Source organism: Pseudomonas sp. NS1(2017) (assembly GCF_002269425.1).
In the GTDB taxonomy this organism is placed as follows: Bacteria; Pseudomonadota; Gammaproteobacteria; order Pseudomonadales; family Pseudomonadaceae; genus Aquipseudomonas; species Aquipseudomonas reactans.
The window spans coordinates 1190749-1211149 of record NZ_CP022960.1 but is presented as its reverse complement, the minus strand read 5'-3'; the positions used below and the strand labels follow the sequence as shown (position 1 = coordinate 1211149).

14 protein-coding genes are annotated in these 20401 nt (G+C 62.1%); 3 read left to right on the top strand and 11 right to left on the bottom strand.

Annotated features, from left to right (window positions below; all coding sequences use genetic code 11):
- The 11 genes from CI807_RS05860 to tssA all read right to left on the bottom strand — a co-directional run bounded on the left by CI807_RS05860 (window position 1) and on the right by tssA (window position 16788).
- Complete coding sequence (locus CI807_RS05860; protein WP_095014018.1) at window positions 1-4386, bottom strand: RHS repeat-associated core domain-containing protein; 4386 nt, start codon at window positions 4384-4386, stop codon at window positions 1-3.
- Between the two features lie 12 nt (window positions 4387-4398).
- Window positions 4399-4833 carry a DcrB-related protein gene (locus CI807_RS05855; RefSeq protein WP_095014017.1) on the bottom strand — a complete coding sequence of 145 codons (435 nt, stop codon included), beginning with the start codon at window positions 4831-4833 and terminating at the stop codon, window positions 4399-4401.
- Window positions 4834-4848: 15 nt separating this feature from the next.
- On the bottom strand, window positions 4849-6789 hold the full coding sequence (locus CI807_RS05850) for a type VI secretion system Vgr family protein (RefSeq protein ID WP_095014016.1): 1941 nt from the start codon (window positions 6787-6789) through the stop codon (window positions 4849-4851).
- 142 nt (window positions 6790-6931) lie between these two features.
- Window positions 6932-9595, bottom strand: coding sequence for a type VI secretion system ATPase TssH (gene tssH, locus CI807_RS05845; protein WP_095014015.1), 2664 nt, complete (start codon window positions 9593-9595; stop codon window positions 6932-6934).
- Window positions 9588-10631 (bottom strand): type VI secretion system baseplate subunit TssG, encoded by a 1044-nt coding sequence (gene tssG / locus CI807_RS05840; RefSeq protein ID WP_058424270.1) that lies wholly within the window; start codon window positions 10629-10631, stop codon window positions 9588-9590. The genes tssH and tssG overlap by 8 nt, the downstream gene beginning before the upstream one ends.
- Window positions 10595-12454, bottom strand: a complete 1860-nt coding sequence (gene tssF / locus CI807_RS05835; RefSeq protein ID WP_095014014.1) for a type VI secretion system baseplate subunit TssF — start codon at window positions 12452-12454, stop codon at window positions 10595-10597. The genes tssG and tssF overlap by 37 nt, the downstream gene beginning before the upstream one ends.
- Window positions 12451-12966: a type VI secretion system baseplate subunit TssE gene (gene tssE / locus CI807_RS05830; RefSeq protein WP_095017508.1), complete on the bottom strand. Its 516-nt coding sequence runs from the start codon at window positions 12964-12966 to the stop codon at window positions 12451-12453. The genes tssF and tssE overlap by 4 nt, the downstream gene beginning before the upstream one ends.
- Window positions 12967-13044: 78 nt before the next feature.
- On the bottom strand, window positions 13045-13533 hold the full coding sequence (locus tag CI807_RS05825) for a type VI secretion system tube protein Hcp (protein WP_005792512.1): 489 nt from the start codon (window positions 13531-13533) through the stop codon (window positions 13045-13047).
- A 175-nt stretch (window positions 13534-13708) separates the two neighbouring features.
- On the bottom strand, window positions 13709-15205 hold the full coding sequence (gene tssC, locus CI807_RS05815) for a type VI secretion system contractile sheath large subunit (protein ID WP_010207548.1): 1497 nt from the start codon (window positions 15203-15205) through the stop codon (window positions 13709-13711).
- Window positions 15206-15207: 2 nt separating this feature from the next.
- On the bottom strand, window positions 15208-15714 hold the full coding sequence (gene tssB, locus CI807_RS05810; protein ID WP_010207547.1) for a type VI secretion system contractile sheath small subunit: 507 nt from the start codon (window positions 15712-15714) through the stop codon (window positions 15208-15210).
- 54 nt (window positions 15715-15768) lie between these two features.
- Entirely contained in the window at window positions 15769-16788 is a 1020-nt protein-coding gene (tssA, locus tag CI807_RS05805; protein WP_095014012.1) for a type VI secretion system protein TssA, read from the bottom strand.
- A gap of 394 nt (window positions 16789-17182) precedes the next feature.
- Between tssA and tagH the strand changes: the two genes are divergently transcribed.
- From tagH to tssK, 3 genes are read left to right on the top strand one after another with little or no spacing between them, the layout of a single operon-like run.
- A complete protein-coding gene (gene tagH, locus CI807_RS05800) occupies window positions 17183-18478 on the top strand; it encodes a type VI secretion system-associated FHA domain protein TagH (protein ID WP_095014011.1) in 1296 nt (431 codons plus the stop codon).
- A gap of 57 nt (window positions 18479-18535) precedes the next feature.
- The gene (tssJ, locus tag CI807_RS05795) at window positions 18536-19045 is read left to right on the top strand and encodes a type VI secretion system lipoprotein TssJ (RefSeq protein WP_016975950.1); all 510 of its coding nucleotides are present in this window, start codon (window positions 18536-18538) and stop codon (window positions 19043-19045) included.
- Between the two features lie 18 nt (window positions 19046-19063).
- Window positions 19064-20398 carry a type VI secretion system baseplate subunit TssK gene (tssK, locus tag CI807_RS05790; protein ID WP_095014010.1) on the top strand — a complete coding sequence of 445 codons (1335 nt, stop codon included), beginning with the start codon at window positions 19064-19066 and terminating at the stop codon, window positions 20396-20398.
- Window positions 20399-20401 lie beyond the last annotated feature (3 nt).

Sequence of the window (20401 nt, the reverse complement as noted above, 5' to 3'; positions counted from 1 at the left end):
TTAGGTACAAGATTTGATTTTGCTCGGCTTGATGCCCAGCGCTTTGGCCGCAGCCCTGTAGTTTTTATAGTGACTTTTGCCCCGTGCATCAGTGCGGCTTTTATTGATGGGTTCGATGACATTGCCGGGGAATTTGCCTTTTGTTTTGTATTTCTCTCGGTAGGCCTGTTCGTAACCTTTGGCTTGAGAGTAAGTCATCTTGCCGTCCTGACCTTTCAACACACGCAGCTCTCCTTTTCCAAGCCGCGTGGACCTGTCGTGCTGACTTTCACGCGCCGCAGGATCCTGCTCGGTGTGACCGATGTAGTAAGGCGTTTTAGCACCGGGGGCGTAGAGCCCGTAAACATAGAAACCAGGTTTGTTTAGGGGCGTTGGGGTCCAGCCTAGTGGATCCAGCCAGGTAATAGGGTTTGCACCGTACGAGTAGAGGTTCAGGCCACCCAGCAACCCAATCGGATCCGGCGTAGTAAACCGCCCCACATCCGGATCATAAAACCTGAACGTATTGAAATGCAGCCCCGTCTCCCGGTCCAGATACTGCCCCTGGAACCGCAGATTCTGCTCTTCAATGTAATAAGGCTCGCGCACTTCCTCCAGCGTGTTGCCCCACACCCGATAAGTCGCCTGCCAGACGCTGTGCCCATCGGTCTCGGTCAGTTGTTCCGGCAACCCATTCAGGTCGTTGTGGTAGTAGCGAATCTTCTGCAACGGGCCCATGCCGTCGACGCGGGCCAGCGGTTCATAGCCGTCATCGTCATAAACATAGAGGCTGGTCTGGCTGTGTTTATGCTCCTGCAACAACCGCAGTCCATCCCACACAAACTGCGTTTCTCCCAGCGGATACCCGTCACTGCCATGCTCGGTTTTTTCGATGCGTCGGCCCAGCGGGTCGTAGGTCATTCGCACGACGCTGCCGTCATCGTTACGCACTTCAATCAAGCGGCTTTCAGCATCGTAGGCAAACCGCTGCACACCCCGTTTCGCGCTGCGCTTTTCGATAATCCGCCCAAACGCATCATAGCGATAACGCTTGTCCTGATAGGTCAGCAACTTGTTATGCACCACCAACCCGGCACCCGCCTGCGGGCCGTCGAGCAGGTTGGCGGCGGCGTCGTAGGCGAAGGTTTCACGCTGGCCGTGCAGGCTGTCCTGGCTGGCGATGATGCGACCGGTGGCGTCGTAGTGCAGCAGTTGGCGGTGCTGCGCGGCGGGTTGTTGGTCGAGTTTGCCGATCAGGTTGTCGGCGGGGTCGTATTCGAACTGCTTTTGCGCGGCCGCTGGCATCAACGAGGGCTGACTTGCCAAGCGGCGTTGGCGCGAACGCAGGCGGCCACTTCGGTCATATTCGCTGCGAGTGGTGAGCTGGCCCTGGGTGCGCAGTACTTCGCGGTGCAGGCGGTCGCGTTCGAAGTCGCTGATGACCTGGCCGTCGAGGTTGATCTGGTGCAGATGGCCACCGCCGTAGTGCAGGCGATTGAGCCAGCGGCCGTCCGGCAGTTGGGTCTGGATCAGGTTGCCGAGCTCGTCGTAATGATGTTGCAGGTTGCCCGCTGAACTCTGCTCGCAAAGCAGTTGGCCGAGGGCGTCGTAGGCAAAACCCAGGGCTTGGGCGTTGCCCTGCGAGTCGGTGAAGGTGACAGCCGTGAGCTGGTCCACTGCGTCGTAGCTGTAGTCGGTGCGGCCATCGTCGGTGGTCTTGGCAATCAGCCGGCCCACTGCATCGCGTTCCAATCGATGGACGATAGGCGCGGGCGGCGTTTCGGGCACCAGGGCCAGACCGTTTCCGTAAGGCGCCGGCACGGCAGTCACCGCCGCGACGTTATCCAGCGGGTCATAGCTGTAGAGCTTGGCACTGCCGTCGAGGTCCTGCTGTTCAACCAGACGGTCGCCGGCATCCCAGGCAAAACGATAACGCTCGCCGTTTTCGTTGATCAGCGCTTGCAGCCGTCCATAGCTGTCATAGCCGAACTGCACCTGCCGGCCATGGGCGTCGGTGCGTTGGCGGACTTGGCCACGGCGGTTGTGTTGATAGAGCGTGGTGTGTCCGGCTGGGTCGGTGTAACCCACCAGATGACCGCTGACATCACGCTGATAGTGCTCGGTACGGCCGTCTGGCAATTGGGTGGTGAGCAAACGCCCCTGGGCGTCATAGCTGAATTGGGTACGCTCACCCAGGGCATCGGTGATGACCTGCAGATAGCCGCGCTCGTCGTAGCTGAACCGGCTGGGGTAACCCGAGCAGTCGATGTGCTCGGCCAATTGCCCGAAAGGGTTCCAGCGCAGTTTTTTGCTTTTGCCGGTGGCGTCGATGATTTCCACGGGCTGGCCGTGGGCGTCGTAGCGGTAACGGGTGATATAGCCCAGCGGATCGGTTTCGGCGATGCAGTTGCCGCGTGAGTCATAGCGATAGTGCCAGCTGTTGTCGGCGGCATCGGTTTCCACCAGTGGCAGCGCCCAATGCTCCAGCCATAAAGTCGAATCGCTGCGGCCCAGCGGGTCGGTTTCGCCGATCAGGTTGCCGGCCTCATCGTAGCTGTACTCAAAGCGCCCGCCCTGAGGGTCGGTGGCGCTCAGCAACTGGCGCTCGTCGTTCCATTCGAACAGCCAGGTGTGGTCAAGGTTGTCGCTGTACCGAATGATCTGGTGTTGGGTGTTCCAATGCCGGGTACTAACGCGTTGCAAGCCGTCGGTAATACGGGTGATACCGGCCTGCAAGTCATAGTCGAACTGGTAAGCGTCGCCCTCATCGGTCCAGTGCCGGACCACGCGCCATTCCAAACCTTCAACCAAAGACCATTCGTAGAAGCAACGAAGCCCGGTCGGCAGTTGGTGCTCCACCATCCTGCGACCACTGTCGTAGGCGAAACGACGCTGAACCTGGCCCGTTGCATCACGCACTTCAGCCAGGTTCCCCGCTGTGTCGAAGCCGTAGCTGACGAGCACTTCTCGGCGCTGGTCGGGGTATAGACGTTCGATGCGCGCTAACTGGCCTTGATCATGGATCAACTCAACCTGCACGAGATCGAACGTATCACGCAGCCGCACCAGGCGACCGGCTTCGTCGTAGTCGACATGGATGCGGTTGTCGTTACGGTCGCCCAGTTGAGTCAGGCGCAGCAGCGATGGGTCGGCAGTGGGCTCGAACAAGCGATACAAGCCCTCATCGCTCTCGATCAACAGCTGCCCATTGAGATGCCGCCGCACGGCCAGCCCTTCACCCGCGCTGAACACGGCACCGCCCAGGGGGATGGAGCCCATGTCGATAGGTCGACCTTGCTCGTCGGTATAAATCAGCGTTTCACCGCCCTCTGAATGGGGCAGGATCTCGACGCACACTTCATAGGGCACGCTCCAGCCTGCACCGAACATTCCACCCGAGCGCTCATCGCGGCTGTTGTAGAAGCGCTGCCAGTCGATCGGTAGGATGCCGGGCAGTACGAAATCCAGCTCCTCGGCATCGCCTAGCACCTTCGCGCCTGTGGCCGCATGCACCGGGTTCGACGAGCCCATCGCTGCGTTCGCCACGGCCCCCATCGCGCTGCTGACGGCCATCGACGTGGCCCCGCCGATCAGCATGCACGGCAACTTGCTGAAGAACTTGCCCTTGCCACCCTTGAGCATCAACAGCGCCGTGACCGCCAGCCCCACGCCCGGCGTCTTGCCACTGCGAATCTCGCGCACCACCACCGAGCCGCCGCCAATGGTCACGTTGGAGGAAATCAGGCCGGACGACACCACCGTTGCATCGCAGGTGCTGCGATCACCGCTGCGCACTGCCGGTTGGCCGTTGATCGTGACCTTATCCGAGCCCTCGGCCAGGAATTGCGGCGGCATAGGCGGGTGCTTCATGCACACCACCAGGTCCAGCGGCTTGGGCACGGCGCCGGGAGCGGGTGTCGCAACCGTGGGACGCCACATCTGCGAGAAGAAACTCTCGGCCATGTCCAGATAGCTGGCTTCTGCTTCAGGCGTGGGTTCTTCCAGCTCGGTGCCGGCTGGCGCGACATGGGAACTGATCGCCCCGGCGGCGCGGGCGGCCGGGATGTTGTTGGTGAGAGTGTCGGTGGCGCCGGTGAGAATATTGGCCTGCACCGTGGGCGGGAACAGTGCGTTGGCGAAGGTATCGCATAAATTCGTCAGGCCCTTGTCCGCCCCGGTCTTGCTCATGGCCAGGCCGACAATCGTGCCCACTACGGCACCCAGCAGGAAGCAGCCAAGCCCTCCGGTCGCGACGGTAATCCCGGTGGCGGCAACCACGGCGGCGGTCGCCACGGCGGTGATCGCGATATTGGCCGCTACCTCCAGCACGCCGCCAAGGATGTCCGCCATCATTGAGGTGTGGGAGAGCGCATCGCCCATCCGGGCCGCCCATAACGCGTCAGACATGCAGGCCGCTCATCAAGAAATAGCGTCGAACGACAGCGAGTTTTTGATCAACGCCCAGTGCGCCGCCTCGGCATCCCCAAGCGTGTCCGCCTTCACGTAACTCAACGCGAGCATCTTGCGCGTACCCGGCAGTACCAACGCCAGCTGGTACTGGAACACCTTGTCATTGCCCTTGTTGAATTGGCTGCGCAGCTCGATGCCTTCCACCTCTTGGGCCGCGCCCAGGCGCACGTCCACGCCCGGTTGATAACGCAGGTCCTGCACCTGTTTTTCCAGGCGCTGGAGTTGGTCATTGAAGTTGCTGTGCAGGGTTTCACCCTCGGCGAGCAGGCTGCGGCTGACGATCAGGGAGGTGCCCAATTCAGGAAACTTGAGGATATTGATCGTTGCGTCCTGCAGCTCACTGGCGGGTAGTTGAAACTGGAATTCGTTGATCCGGTACGTCATGGCAAACAGGTCTCGTCAGGAGCTTTTGGGCGCGGGGAACGCGGCTTTGATATTGGCGTCGATGGCGGCTTTCTGGCCCTGGCCGTCCGGAGTCGCGCCGGGGCCGCCGCCGTTGTTCAGGTGCAGCACGCCGCCGGTGTTGAACTCGGCATCGCCGCTGGCATAGAAGCTGATTTGCACGCCGGTGAGGTTGATCTGCCCGCTGGCGTTCAACTCCAGGATGCTTTCGCCGCAGACCAGGCGCAGGTTTTCACCGACTTCGATGACATAGCTCTGGCTGATGCTGTCGGTCTTCCTCTGGCCCACCGAGAGGATGTCTTCCTGCTTGACGATGCGCAGGCGGTTGTTGCCGATGGTCACCGTCTCGTTATGGCCGATGCTCTTGTTGCGGTCATGCCCCACCGAATGGCTTTCATCCACCTCGACCACGATGTCTTGGTTGCGCTCGGCATGGATGTACAACTGCTCCAACCCCTTCTTGTCCTCCATGCGGATTTCATTGAAGTTGGCCGGCGTGCCGCCCTTGCTCGAACGGCTTTTCATGCCGCTCTGGGTCGCGTTTTCCGGCAGGTCGTAAGGCACGGTCTGCTCGGCGTTGTAGACCCGCCCGGTGATGATCGGCCGGTCGGGGTCGCCCTCAAGGAAGCTCACGATCACTTCCTGGCCGATCCGTGGGATCTGCATCGAGCCCCAGTTCTTGCCGGCCCAGGATTGCGACACACGAATCCAGCACGAGCTGTTCTCGTTGGATTGGTCATGACGGTCCCAGTAGAAATGCACCTTCACGCGGCCGTACTGGTCGGTCCAGATTTCCTCGCCCTTGGGGCCGACTACCAGCGCGGTCTGCGGGCCTTTGACGATGGGCCGATGGGTGTTGGCCAGCGGGCGGAAGCTCTGCTGGGCGTCGATGCAGGTGAGGCTGCTTTCGAACTGTGCCGAGCCCGAACCGCCGCCGCTTTCCAGGCTTTCCTGGACGATGTAGTAGCGGCAGCCGACGATCAGGTATTCACGGTTCTGGTCCTGACGACTGAAGCCGGTCAGGCTGAATAAATGCCCCGAGCCCAGGCCGCGAGCATTGCCGCTGAACTCGATCTGCTCATGCAGGGTTTGCAGCGCTTCGATGCGGGTCCGCGCATAGTGCTCGCCGTCTTCGCTTTGCACATAGGTGCCGGGGTAGTCGTACAGCGGATAGTCGCCGGCGGTGTGCGGGCGCGGCATGGCCGAGCGCACGTCGATGCTGGCGCTGGGGCGCTGGAAATCGTAGTCGTTGAGCTCCAGCGAACCCGATTGTACTTCGTGCGCCAAGTGCCAGTTGTGCATATGGTCGCGTTCGCGCTGCTGCTCGTCCTTGGGGTAGTACGGAATCGACGCGTAGCCGGGCACCGTGGTGTGGGCGCCGTAGGCGTCGGCCAGCACGAGTACATGGCGGTCCTGCTCATGGCGGAAGAAGTAGTAGATGCCTTCCTGTTCCATCAAACGGCTGACGAAGTCGAAGCTGGTCTCGCGGTACTGCACGCAGTATTCCCACTCGCGGTACGGCCGGCTCAGGGCGTCTTCGAAGTCGGAAAAGCCCAGGTCGCGAAACACCTGCTTGATGATCTGCGGGATGCTCAGGTTCTGGAAAATCCGGCAGTCGGAGGTGCGGCTGAGCAGCCAAAACCATGGGCGCAGCGTCACCTGATAACTGGCGAACTGGCCTTGGTCGATATTCTGGCTGCACCGCGCGACGATGCCGTGGAAGTGCCGCTCGCCACCGTCCGCCAATTGCAGGCCCACGCTCATGGGTTTGCCGAGCAACTGGTTGAGATCGATGTTGGCGTCCACGGACGTCAGTTGCAGCTCGTAATTGAACAGCCTGCCCAGCTCCTCGCCGCCGCCCATTTCATTGAGCAGCAGCACATCCGGCCCGAGGGGACTGGTGATTTTGGCCAGGCGTGAGGCTTGGTTGAATAGCATCGTTTCTTCCGTTCAATTTCAACTGTAGGAGCGAGCTTGCTCGCGAAGGTGGTCAACGATGACGCGGGCATTCTGAATGACCGCGGCGCTCTCGGGTTCTTCGCGAGCAAGCTCGCTCCTACAGGTGTCAGGTGTGCGGCGTTTAGGCCGCGTCGCTGAAGTCGTAGTGCAATTCATTATCCCGGCTGCTGATGCGCACACCCGCCAGCGGCTTGCCTTCGAGCATGCGCGTGAGGAACTCACGGCTCATGTCCGGCAGCAGGCTATTGGTCAGAATGGTGTCGATCATGCGCCCGCCACTTTCGGTCTCGGTGCAACGCGAGACGATCAGGTCGACCACCGCGTCGTCGTAATCGAACGCCACCTTGTGGGTGCTCTCTACGCGTTTCTTGATGCGGCCCAGTTGCAGGCGGGTGATCGCCTTGAGCATCTCGTCGCTGAGCGGGTAGTAAGGGATGGTCACCAGACGGCCGAGCAGCGCCGGCGGGAAGATTTCCAGCAGCGGCTGGCGCAGGGCCTTGGCGATTTCTTCCGGCTCCGGTACGTTCGCCGGGTCTTTGCACACGTGGGAAATCAGCTCGGTACCGGCGTTGGTGGTCAGCAGGATCAGGGTGTTCTTGAAGTCGATCACCCGGCCTTCGCCGTCCTCCATCACGCCCTTGTCGAACACCTGGAAGAAGATCTCATGCACGTCCGGGTGGGCTTTTTCCACCTCGTCCAGCAGCACCACACTGTAGGGCTTGCGCCGCACGGCTTCGGTCAGCACACCGCCTTCGCCGTAGCCGATATAACCCGGTGGAGCGCCCTTGAGGGTCGACACTGTGTGGGCTTCCTGGAATTCGCTCATGTTGATGGTGATGACGTTCTGCTCGCCGCCGTACATAGCTTCGGCCAGGGCCAGGGCGGTTTCGGTCTTGCCCACACCGGAGGTGCCGGCCAGCATGAACACGCCCACCGGTTTTCCGGGGTTGTCGAGGCCGGCGCGGGAGGTCTGGATGCGCTTGGCGATCATCTGCAAGGCATGGTCCTGGCCGATGATGCGTTTTTTCAGGTGCTGGTCGAGGTTGAGCACCGTCTCCAATTCATTGCGCGCCATGCGGCCCACTGGGATGCCGGTCCAGTCAGCGACCACCGAGGCCACGGCCTGGTAATCCACGGTGGGCAGGATCAGCGGGGTTTCGCCTTGCAGGGTACTCAGGCGCTGTTGCAGGTCGACCAGCTGAGCGCGCAATTCATCGTTGCCACTGTCCACCACGCCCGCCTTTTCACGCAGCGTTGCACGGGTGGCTAGCAACTCGTCCACCAAGGTTTTCTCTTCAGCCCAACGGCTTTCCAAGGTCGCCAGACGCTCACGCTCAGCGCTCAACAGCGCCTCGGTGTTGGTTTGGCGCGCACCAATCGCAATGCCGATGGCATGCTCACGGGCGATGATTTGCAACTCGGTTTCCAGTGCCTCGATGCGACGGCGGCTGTCGTCCACCTCCGCAGGCACCGCGTGCAGACTGATGGCGACGCGGGCGCAGGCGGTGTCCAGCAGGCTCACGGATTTGTCCGGCAACTGGCGCGCCGGGATGTAGCGGTGGGACAGCTTCACCGAAGCTTCCAGCGCTTCATCGAGGATCTGCACCTGATGGTGTTTTTCCATGGTCGACGCCACGCCACGCATCATCAGCAGCGCTTTGTCTTCCGACGGTTCGGCCACCTGCACCACTTGGAAACGGCGGGTCAGGGCCGGGTCTTTCTCAATGTGCTTCTTGTACTCGGCCCAGGTGGTGGCGGCCACAGTACGCAAGGTGCCGCGGGCCAGGGCTGGCTTGAGCAGGTTGGCCGCGTCACCGGTGCCGGCGGCGCCGCCAGCACCGACCAGCGTGTGCGCTTCGTCGATGAACAGGATGATCGGCTTGGGCGACGCCTGCACGTCTTCGATGACCTGGCGCAGACGCTGTTCGAACTCGCCTTTCATGCTCGCACCAGCTTGCAGCAGGCCCACGTCAAGGCTGCGCATTTCCACGTCTTTCAGGGCTGGCGGCACGTCACCGGCGACGATGCGCAGGGCGAAACCTTCGACCACAGCGGTCTTGCCCACGCCGGCTTCACCGGTGAGGATCGGGTTGTTCTGGCGGCGGCGCATGAGAATGTCGACCAGTTGGCGGATCTCTTCGTCACGGCCTACAATCGGGTCGAGCTTGCCGCTGCGCGCCTGTTCGGTCAGGTCGACGGTGAAGCGCTTGAGGGCTTCCTGCTTGCCCATCGCGCTCGGCGCCATGGCACCGCTGGCTTCACCGGGCACGGCACCGGCATTGAAACCATCACTGGCGCTCAGCGCGTTCTCCGGCGAATCACCGACGTACTCGTCGAAACGCTCGCTCAGGGCCTCGGCCTTGATCTTGTCGAACTCGGCAGACAAGCCCAACAGCGCATGACGCAGGCTAGGCGTCTTCAGGATGCCCAGCACCAGGTAGCCGGTACGCACCTGGCTTTCACCAAACATCAGGCTGCCGTAGACCCAACCGCGTTCCACGGCTTCTTCCACATGGGAGGAGAGGTCGGTGATCGACGTCGAGCCACGCGGCAAACGGTCCAGCGCTTCGGTCAGGTCACGGGCCAGGCGCGCCGGCTCCACGTTGAACTGACGGATGATGCGGTGCAGGTCCGAGTCCTGCAATTGCAGCAACTGGTGGAACCAGTGGGCCAGTTCCACATACGGGTTGCCCCGCAGTTTGCAGAACACGGTGGCGGCTTCGATGGCCTTGTAGGCCACGCTGTTGAGTTTGCCGAACAGTGCGGCGCGACTGATTTCACCCATGCTCTGGATTCCTTGAGGTGGTGGCGTGATCGGCGTAATGCCGGGCCAGGATTAGGTCGTTGGCGTCATGCTCGGGCTTGCCGAGCCAGGTGTTGAAGCCCAGGCGGAACTGACCATTGAGTTGCAGCGCCGGCACTTCGGGTTGTTGCAAAACCAGGTTGAGGTCCCAGTCCAGTTCATGGCCCAGGTACTCGGCCACCCACGCCACCAGCTCGTTGAACGGCTGGTGCCCAGGCAGCATGCCCATGTAGTCATCCAGCGTGAGCGGGCCCAGGCGGATGCGGAACTTGTGCTGGCGGTCCCACACGAAACTGCCCAGGCAAAAGTCCACGCCCAGGCGGTTGGCGCTCACGCTGACGCGGCTGCGCTCGGGCAGTTCCAACCATTGGCCGACGTACTCTTCAATCTCCACCGGCAGGCCGAAGTACTCGCTGAGAATCGCTTTCAGACCGTCTGGATAGCGGGTTTGCGCCGACAGGTGGCCGCTGTAATGCAGCTTCGCGGTGTCCGGGATGAGCCCCTGATTCAGCAGGCTTGGCATGCCCCGTCCACTCAAAGCAGCGAGGCGCGCGGACCAGTAATCATCATCCGGTCGGTCGTGGCTGACGGTCGGCCGCGCCTCGGCCCAGGCCCGGTAAAACAGGCTGAGCAGGCGATGGTGGAACACATCGAGGAACTGTTTGCTGGTGCTGTCGGCGTTGTTGCGCTGACGCTCGCGCACGTACTCGGTGATGTGCAGCGGCAGCGGGCCATTGGGGCCGCCAAGGCCGAAGAAGAATTGCTCCAGCCGCGCCGGCTTGCCGTCGCCACCGGGATCGACCGAGGCCAGGGTGGCCGGCGCAAAGGTGCAATCAGCCTGTTGCCCCAGGCGCAGCGGGTCATCCGCCAGGCGCAGGGAATGGCCCAGCCGCGGCAGTTCTGGCGATTCGCACTCGATACGGCGCAGCGCCTGGAAGAAATCGTATTCCCAGGGCTCCTGATGCATCGCATCCAGGGTACTCACAGGGTCGGACGACGTCCGGGCTTGGCTTTCCATCGCATGATCTCGCCGCGTTCGGTGGTACGGATCACCGTCTCGGTAAAACTGTTGATCGACACGTAACGTGCCAGGAAGCGCTCCAGCACCGCACCGAGCAGGAACACGCCGGTGCCGCGAAACGCGTTTTCATCGAATTCCAAGGTGATTTCCAGGCCACGGCCAAACACGATCGGGCCGGGCATCGGCAAACGTCGGGTCACGGCTTTGCTGCTGACCTCGCGCAGGCCTTCGATCTGCAATTGCAGGGCGGCGTCGTTGCTGTCGCCGTACAGGCGCAGCAGTTCGCGCAAGGCCGCGGCGCCTTGGCCCTGTTCGCTCAGGGACAGGTAGTTGAGCGACAACTGGCTGATCAAACGCCAGGCCTTGGCGTCATGGGCATGGCTGGCGCGCGGGCGGCTCGGGCCAGCCACGCAACGCACGGACAGCACCGGGGCGCTGTCGGCCAGGGTGAAGTCGGTCTTGCCGTTGCCGATGCTCATGAACAGGGGCAAGTCGCGGTTAGTGCACAGCGCAGTCACGCCGAGTTGGCGCAAGTCATGGCCGTAGGGCGCTTGGCGGCTGTCCACCAGGCTGACAAAGGTCTCGCTGCCCACATAGGTGGAGCGCGGGCCGTTGCGGCGCTGGTCGCTGGATAAGACGCGAGGCTCGCGGCGCACCGTGTAATACGCCTGATCACGGCCATAGCGTGACGGATCGCGCACCGCATAGAACGGCAAAAACGGCTGCTCCGGCCCGGTACCGTGACCGGTGATGCCGCTCAACGAGTGAATCTCGAAATCCATCGGCCGTGTGCGGTCGGCGATCACATGGTGTTCGTTGACCCGGTCGGACAAGTGGATACGGTCGACGCGCTTGGGGAACAGGTTGATCGCTGGCGTGCAGAACGGCAGGAACTGCCCCGCGCCGACGCTGCCTTCCAGGCTGGGCTCATGACGGTCGAACAACACGATCAGCTCCAGCTCCTGGCCGTCGCAACGCTTGACCGCACGGCTCAGCTCGGCGAACTCGACGAACAGGTAACGGTGGGGCAGGGCGAAGTATTCCTGCAACAAGCGATAGCCCTGGAACGCGCGTGCGACCACCGGCATGGCGGCGTCGGCATCGTCAAAACCACGGGAGCGCAGTGCATCCTGCGGCAGGCGCTCGACCCAATCGCCCCCCGGCTTGCGTGCAAACACCGCGCAGGCATTGCCCAGCAGTTGCTCGTAAAGGCGGAACGGTTGCTCGTCGGCACCGCTGAGGTAGAGCGGCAGGTTATCCAGGTCGAGGCTGTTGAAGGGCAATTCGGCGCCGGTGCGCAGGGTCAGGCGCAGACCGGCCTTGGCCTTCGGCTCACTGGCGGCCAGGCGCCCCAACACGGCGGCAGGGTTGCCGAAGTATTCGGCGTTGCTCACCTGCAACGGCCACAGCGTCACCGGGTGCGCGGTGCGGTACTCGCAGCAGGTCTGGGTTTCGCGGCCCAGCGCAGCGCGCAATACGGTGTCGCGAGGCAGCGGGAAACCACTGGCCAGCGAACCTTCATCCGGGTCGGTCTGCAATTGCACCACGGTCATCGACGGCGTGGGTGCCAGGTAATGCGGGTAGGCGATTTCCAGCAGGTTGTGGGTGAAGGTCGGGTACTCGGCGTCGAGCTTGAGCTGCACGCGGGCCGTGAGGTAGGCAAAGCCTTCGAGCAAACGTTCGACGTACGGGTCGGCGCAGTCCATACCGGACAGGGTCAGCCGACTGGCGATCTTCGGGTATTCCTTGGCGAACTCGGCGGCGCTTTCGCGCACGTGGTGCAGTTCCTGGTTGTACAGCTCCAGCAGACGCGGGTTCATGGGCGTCTCCGCTGGTCAGCGTTGACCACGCGTACGTGGCCGGATTCCAGGTCGAGGTCGGTTTGCAGCAGCAGGCGCAACGGCACGGGCTGTGCCCACAGGTCGCCTTCAATCTCGAAACTCAGCGCGTTATGGTTCATCTCGCCATGGCCGACACGAGCTTTGACGCGCAGGGTGTGGCGCAGAATGCGCGGTTCGAAGTTGGCGATGGCCTGGTAGATCAGGGCTTCAAGCGCCTTGATGTCCACACTGGAAACACTGTTGCCCGCCAGCGCCGGCAGGCCGTAGTTGACCACTGACGTACCGGCCGGTGTGTGCAACGTGGCATCGGCGTCGAGCAACGACGTGGTGTTGAGCAGCCACGCCAGGTCGCGCAGCACCGAGGCTTTCAATTGGGTCAGGGACAGCACGCGTTTGTCGGCGCTTTCCTTGGGGTTGGTTGGATCGTCGTCAGTCAGCCGGTCCAACAGGGACGGTTGCAGACGGTCGCGGGAAGCGATTTCAGTGACCACCAAAGCGGCTCCACGGACGGGTTGTGAGAGGGACAAGTGGGCTGTGGCCGTGGCGCGAAGCCACGGCCTCAAGGGCTATCAGCGCTTGGTGTTGGAACGGATGTTCCAGCCAAACTTGATCGCGCCGCCATCTTTGGTGCCGTCGGCTTTCTGCGGCTGGTAGTCGACCATCACTTGGGCGAAGTTCAGGGTGACGTTCTCGGTCAGGCGGTCATCGGTGCCCGAACCGCCGGTGCTGAGGGAGGTCACCAGCACTTCTTCCAGGTTGATCACCATGTACTCGACCTGGCTTTCGCCGCCGGCCTTGCGCACGGTCAGCTTGACCTTGTCGATGTGCTTGCCGCTGGCGCAGTGCATCATCAGGTTCGGCGACGCCTTGTCGACGTATTTGGTCAGCGACAGGTCCTGGATATTCACCTTGCCCGCGCCGCCGCCACCGCCCACGTGCATGTTGCCGGACTGGGCCATGCCCCAGCTCCAGTTCAGCACGTCGATTTCGTCCTTGTGGGCCTTGTCCATGGACTCGCCCTTGATGTCGCCGATCTTGATGAAAATATCAACAGCCATGTTTTCTCCCTGTGTGGTCTCAGCCACAGAATGTGTTGACGTCCCCGACCCCTGTAGGAGCGAGCTTGCTCGCGAAGGTCGTTAACGCTGACGCTGGCATCCTGAATGAACGCGGCGTCTTTAAGTTTTTCGCGAGCAAGCTCGCTCCTACAGGGAGCGAGCCGGTCCCGAATGTTTACGCGCTTTTCGCCGAAGGCAGCTTCGATACCAGGCGCAACGACACCGTCAGCCCTTCAAGCTGGTAGTGCGGGCGCAGGTAGAACTTGGAGTTGTAGTACCCCGGGTTGCCTTCCACTTCTTCCACGATCACTTCGGCAGCCGCCAATGGGTGCTGGGCCTTGGTGGTTTCAGTGGAGTGCGCAGGGTCACCGTCCACGTAGTTGAGGATCCAGTCCTGCAACCAGCGCTGCATTTCGTCCTTCTCTTTGAAGGAGCCGATCTTGTCGCGCACGATGCACTTCAAGTAGTGGGCGAAACGGCAGGTGGCGAACAGGTACGGCAGGCGCGCGGCCAGGTTGGCGTTGGCGGTGGCGTCCGGGTCATCGTATTCGGCCGGTTTCTGCAGCGACTGGGCGCCAATGAACGCGGCGAAGTCGGTGTTTTTCTTGTGCAGCAGCGGCATGAAACCGTTCTTCGCCAGCTCCGCTTCACGGCGGTCGCTGATGGCGATTTCAGTCGGGCACTTCATGTCCACGCCACCGTCATCGGTCGGGAACGTGTGCGCCGGCAGGTTTTCCACTTCACCGCCAGACTCGATGCCACGGATGCGCGAGCACCAGCCGTAGTGCTTGAACGAACGGTTGATGTTCACCGCCATCGCGTACGCGGCGTTGGCCCAGGTGTACTTGGAGCTGTCGGCACCGTCGGTGTTTTCTTCGAAGGCGAAGGCTTCCACCGGGTCGGTCTTGGCGCCGTACGGCAGGCGCGCCAGGAAACGCGGCATGGTCAGGCCGATGTAGCGCGAGTCTTCCGATTCACGCAGGGAACGCCAGCCGGCGTATTCCGGGGTGGTGAAGATCTTGGTCAGGTCGCGCGGGTTCGACAGTTCTTGCCACGAACCCATGCCCATCACAGTCGGCGAGGCCGCAGCGATGAACGGGGAGTGCATGGCGGCGCAGACTTTCGACAATTCGCCCAGCAGTTCCACGTCCGGTGGCGACTGGTCGAAGTAGTAGTCGCCCACCAGGCAGCCGTAAGGTTCGCCGCCGAACTGGCCGTATTCTTCTTCGTACATCTTCTTGAAGATCGGGCTCTGGTCCCACGCGGTGCCTTTGAATTTCTTCAGGGTCTTGTGCAGGTCCGGCTTGGAGATGTTGAGCACGCGGATCTTCAGTTGCTCATCGCTCTCGGTGTTGTTGACCAGGTAGTGCAGGCCACGCCAGGCGCTTTCCAACTGCTGGAAATCCTGGTGGTGGATGATCTGGTTGACCTGTGCGGTCAGCTTGGCGTCGATGGCAGCGATGATCGATTCGATCGACTTGATCGCGTCATTGGACACCAGGTCGGTCTGCGCCAGGGCCTGTTCGGCCAAGGTGCGCACGGCGGTTTCCACGGCTTCGCGGGCGCGCTCGGTCTTGGGCTTGAACTCTTGCAGCAGCAGGTTGGCGAACTCGCTGGCTTCTTCGGTGGCACCCAGGATCTGGCTGCCTTCGCGGGCGGTATTGTCGGTCATGATTACTGATCCCCTGCAGGCTTCGGCGCGCTGGCAAGTGCCTGGAGCAGTGCCGGGTCCTTGATCGCCTTCATGATGATTTCTTCAGCGCCGGTCTTGCCGTCCATGTAGGTCAGCAGGTTGGCCAGCTGGGTGCGGGCTTCGAGCAGTTGGTTCAGCGAGTCGACCTTGCGGGCCACGGCGGCCGGGCTGAAGTCGTCCATGCTTTCGAAGGTGATGTCCAGGCTCAGGTTGCCTTCGCCGGTCAGCTCGTTCGGTACGTGGAACGCCACGCGCGGCTGCATGGCCTTGAGGCGAGAGTCGAAATTGTCGACGTCCACTTCAAGGAACTTGCGGTCGGCCACCGGCGCCAGAGGCTCGGCGGGCTTGCCAGCGAGGTCGGCCATCACGCCCATCACGAAGGGCAGCTGGACCTTTTTCTCGGCGCCGTAAAGCTCGACGTCGTACTCGATCTGCACTCGAGGCGCGCGGTTGCGCGCGATGAATTTCTGAGAACTTTGCTTCGCCACGTTGCTGCTCCTGGTCGCTTGAGCGACGGTGTTGTTACTGCACAGTCGGGCGGCTTACTCGCCGTCCGGGCCGCGCAGGTTTTCAAATTGGGACATGCCGTCGGGAATCAGATTGCGCACGATGGCCGCGAAGTCGGCGTGCACCAGATTCTTGGCCCGGTTCAACAGCACCGGCAGCGGGCTCGAAGGCTCGTGCCGGGTGTAGTACGCAAGGATCTTGTCGAGGCTGCGCAGCACGTCGTCGCGGCTGGCGATATCGCCAACCGGGCGCGGTGCTGCGGGCGCAGCGGCGAAGTCGGCCGAGGGGGCATTGTCGTCACTGACGGCCTCGGGTTCGCTGTTGCTGTCGGTGCCGGGCACCGCTTGATTGAGGATCTGCAACGCTTGTTTGAGCGGTTGCTTCAGGGCACTGAGGTCCACGCCCTGGGCGGAGCCGACCTGATCATTGACCTGCCGTTCGATGGCTTCACACGCCGCACGCGCCGCAATCAGCGAGTCGCGGGTGGCTTGCAGGTGCTCGGGGTCGCTGTCGAGGAACGCGGCGTTAAGCTGCTGGGCGCCGAGTTGCTCGTCGGGGAAGCTCAGCAGGCCACTGGCGTTGAGCGCCGCGCGCAGGCTCACGGGCCCGAAAGTGCGCGAGCGTGTCAGGATGCTTTCGCGCAGCAAGCGAATGTTGGTGTCGCAGGTCAGGCCGGTGAGGGCGTTGATGCGCACGGTGGGGTCGTTGTCATCGTCGGCATCCAGGCGCGGGTGCAGGTCGGCCCAGTAATCGCGCAGCAACGCGTCGATCAGCGTCAGTGCTTCTGCAAGGCCCACCACACCCTGGAGGGCGAGGGCGCTTTGCAGCAGGAAATGGGTGATGCGCAGGTCTTTGCTGCGCGCGAGCAAGTCGAGGCTTTGCTGCTGGATGCTGCGCCATTCCGGCGGTTCAGCGGGCAGGATGGAGTCGCCCATGCTGCGCTCGGGTTGGCCCTTGGCATCACGCTCCAATTGCAGAAATTGCGCGTCATATTCCATGTCTTCGCCACAGGGCGAAGTCGCGGAAACGGCGGTGAGCAGCAACGGCACATCCACTGAATTTGATCTCCCTATCAGCCCGTTAGATGGCGGGCAATTCATGCATTAGTTGCGCGAGGAACTTTGCATGTTTTCTTGGTCATATAAGCAAGATGCCACTAATGTGCCATCACTGGTATTCAAGAAGTTGTGCATTTTTGGTGTAGTACTTATGCCTTGTCAAGGTAAGCTATTCGCCCTCTGTGACAGATGTGCGGTGCTTAACAACCTGCGCGACTGGTGGGTCGAACGACGCACCGGGACAGGATTTTTGTCATAGAGCCCAGTTAAGATCAGCGATCATGCTGGCATTGGCTGGTTTTAGACGGTCGATTGCTCGACCTGATGGCGATATCCCGGGAGGCGCTGTCCTGGGAATCGACCGCGCGCGAAGTATCAGCAAGGAGGCAAGATGTCGCTGTGTTTGACTATCACTAGTTATCACAAGATTACCCCTGGGCAGTGCTCCGAAAAGTCCATCAATCAGGGCTCGATGGCTATCGGCCGCAGCTTGGATAATGACTGGGTATTGCCTGATCCAGAGCGTCTGGTCTCTTCGCAACATTGCGTTATTCAATACAAAGATGGCCGTTACTACTTAACCGATAACAGTACAAACGGAGTGGAGTTAGTTCACGCCGGTATTCGTTTGCGTAGAGGTAATAGCGAACTGTTGCAAGATGGCGAGTTGATCCGCATCGGTGATTACGAGATCCAGGCGCGCATCGATTTCAACGTGCAGGCCGTCGACAGCCAGCCGTTTGCCGGCGATTCACCGAGCAGCTTTGAAGCGCTGATGGGCGCCGTGGCGAACAAGCCTGCTCCAGTGCCGGTGATCGCGCCGCAGTTCCAGGGCGCTTCGTCGATGGACACGCTGCCGGACCTGTTCGACTTCCTCAGCCCCACCGCCGTGCCGCCGCCGACCGTGGCGGACCATGTACCTTCCGAGCAGCATGACTTCCGTCCGCCGACGCCGGTTGCGCTCGAGAAACCCGCGGTTTCGGGCTCGGTGATTCCCGAAGATTGGGACCTGTTTGGCGATGCACCTGCGCCCGTTGCGCCACCGCCTGCTCCTGTCATTCAACCGCCACCTGCGGTCGAGCCTGTGGCAAACACTCAGCAAACCGACCTCCTGCAAGCCTTTCTGCGCGGCGCTGGCCTCGATCAACTGCGCCTGGACAAAGCCCAGGCCGAGGCCCAGATGGAAAATATCGGCCGCAGCTACCGCCTGATGGTCGAAGGCCTGATCGACGTGTTGCGTGCCCGCGCCAGCCTCAAGGGCGAGTTCCGCATGCAGCAGACCATGATCCAGCCCGCTGAAAACAATCCGTTGAAATTCGCCCCGAATGCTGACGAAGCGTTACTGCTTTTGCTTCGCCACGGCAACCAGGCGTTTATGGCGCCGGATGCCGCCGTGCGTGACAGTTTCAACGACCTGCGCGCCCACCAACTGGCGGTGATGGCCGGTGTGGAAGCGGCGATCAAACACCTGCTCACGCGCTTTGAACCGGCGCAATTGGAAGAGCGCATGGGCAAGCCCGGCGGGCTCTCAAGTATTTTCAACGGCTCACGCCAAGCCCAGTACTGGCAGCAGTTCACCGAGCTCTACAGCAATATTTCCCGCGAGGCCCAGGAAGATTTCCAGGACCTGTTCGGCCGCGAGTTCAGCCGGGCCTACGAAGAGCACAGCGCACGACAGCGTCGATAAAACCGCGCCGCAACACATGGATAAACGGATAGCTAAACACGTCATTGAGGACGCAGGATGATTCCCAGGTTTTTACTCGCAGCCGCCACTTTGCTGCTGCTGACGGCGTGTGCCAAAGACGCCGCCAAACCCGAAACCAGCGCTGAGACCGAAGCGGAGACGGCCGCCGTCGAGCTGCACTTTCATGCGATCAACGGGCTCAACCCCGGCGCCAACGGCCAGGCCGCGCCAGTGCGGGTGCGCATCTTCGAACTGAAAAACGCCGCCACCTTCGCCCGCTCCGATTACTTCGCATTGGCCGACCGTGCCCAATCCACCCTGGGCCTGGACCTGCTGGACCAGGACGAAGTGATGGTGCAGCCCGGCGAGCAACTGAGCATCCAGCGCGACCTCGACCCGTCCACACGCCAGATCGGCTTGCTGGTGGGCTATCGCGAGCTGGACCGCGCGCAGTGGCGCACGGTGATCAACGTGCCCGCGCGCCAATACACCGAATACCAGATCAGCCTCGATGTGCGTGCCGTGCGCGCCGACGTCGTGGTCACCCCATCCAGCCCAGCCCAATAAGAAGCAATCGGAGCCCCCATGTCCTGGAACAATCGCGTGGTCTGGTCGGAAGGCATGTTCATCGGAACGCAGCACTTCCAGCAGCATGACCGTTACCTGGAAAACCTGATCGACGCCCGCAGTCGCCCTTTGTCGGCCGGGGCCTGGGGTTTTTCCGAGCTGCTGATCGACCAGGGCCTGCTGGCCCAGGGCAAGCTGGCGATCGTCTCGGCGCGTGGCCTGTTGCCCGACGGCACGCCGTTCAACATTCCCCAGGACGATCTGGCGCCGAGCCCGCTGAACGTCGATGACAACCTGCGCGATGGCCTGGTGTACCTGGCGCTGCCGCTCAAGCGTGCCGGTGCCCGCGATACTGTGGAGGAAGGCGAAGCCCTGGAGGCGGCGCGTTATGTGAGCCAGGTCCGCGAAGTGCGTGACGATAATGCACCCTTCGAAAACCGCGCACCGGTGGCCTTGGGCTCCCGGGCTCTGCGCCTGCTGACCGCCCAGGATGGCATCAGCGATTACGCCGCCATCGGCCTGGTGCGCATCAAGGAAAAACGCGCCGACCGCGCGCTGGTCATCGACGACACCTACATCCCGCCCGTGCTGGACGTGGCGGCGAGCAAACCGCTGACGGCATTTCGCAGCGAGCTGCTTGGCCTGCTGCATCAGCGCGGCGAAGCCCTGGCGGGGCGCGTGGTCGCTTCGGGCGCCGGTGGCGCGTCGGAGATTGCCGATTTCATGCTGCTGCAACTGGTCAACCGCGCCCAACCGCTGATCCAGCATTTGAGCCAGTTGAGCCCGCTGCACCCGGAGCGTTTCTTCAGTGAATTGGTGAGCTTGGCCGGTGAGTTCTCGACCTTCTCGACCTCGGGCCGCCGTCCCCAGGAGTACCCGCAGTACCAGCACGACGACCTGGCGCTGAGCTTTGCTCCGGTGATGGCCGCCCTGCGTGAAGCGCTGTCGATGCTGATCGACAGCAAGGCCACGCCGATCCCGATTGTGGAGAAAGCCTACGGCGTCCATGTGGCGATGCTGGCCGACAAGACCCTGCTCGACAACGCCAGCTTCATCCTCGTGGTGCGTGCCGATGTTCCCGGCGAAACCCTGCGCGCGCGCTTCGGCCAGCAGAGCAAGGTTGGCTCGGTGGAGCACATCCGCGACCTGGTCAACCTGCAACTGCCGGGCATCACCCTGTTGCCTCTGCCCGTGGCGCCGCGCCAATTGCCGTACCACGCAGGGTCCACCTACTACGAGCTGGATCGCGGCAGCGAGGCCTGGCAACAGCTGGGCAACTCCGGTGGTTTTGCCTTCCACATCGCCGGGCAGTTCCCGGGCTTGAACCTGGCCTTTTGGGCGATCCGAGGATAATCC

Excerpts from the sequence above, each read along its gene's own strand:
- CI807_RS05860 (WP_095014018.1), bottom strand. The coding sequence starts at position 4,386 with ATGTCTGACGCGTTATGGGCGGCCCGGATGGGCGATGCGCTCTCCCAC.
- CI807_RS05855 (WP_095014017.1), bottom strand. The coding sequence starts at position 4,833 with ATGACGTACCGGATCAACGAATTCCAGTTTCAACTACCCGCCAGTGAG.
- CI807_RS05850 (WP_095014016.1), bottom strand. The coding sequence starts at position 6,789 with ATGCTATTCAACCAAGCCTCACGCCTGGCCAAAATCACCAGTCCCCTC.
- tssH (WP_095014015.1), bottom strand. The coding sequence starts at position 9,595 with ATGGGTGAAATCAGTCGCGCCGCACTGTTCGGCAAACTCAACAGCGTG.
- tssG (WP_058424270.1), bottom strand. The coding sequence starts at position 10,631 with ATGGAAAGCCAAGCCCGGACGTCGTCCGACCCTGTGAGTACCCTGGAT.
- tssF (WP_095014014.1), bottom strand. The coding sequence starts at position 12,454 with ATGAACCCGCGTCTGCTGGAGCTGTACAACCAGGAACTGCACCACGTG.
- CI807_RS05825 (WP_005792512.1), bottom strand. The coding sequence starts at position 13,533 with ATGGCTGTTGATATTTTCATCAAGATCGGCGACATCAAGGGCGAGTCC.
- tssC (WP_010207548.1), bottom strand. The coding sequence starts at position 15,205 with ATGACCGACAATACCGCCCGCGAAGGCAGCCAGATCCTGGGTGCCACC.
- tagH (WP_095014011.1), top strand. The coding sequence starts at position 17,183 with ATGTCGCTGTGTTTGACTATCACTAGTTATCACAAGATTACCCCTGGG.
- tssJ (WP_016975950.1), top strand. The coding sequence starts at position 18,536 with ATGATTCCCAGGTTTTTACTCGCAGCCGCCACTTTGCTGCTGCTGACG.
- tssK (WP_095014010.1), top strand. The coding sequence starts at position 19,064 with ATGTCCTGGAACAATCGCGTGGTCTGGTCGGAAGGCATGTTCATCGGA.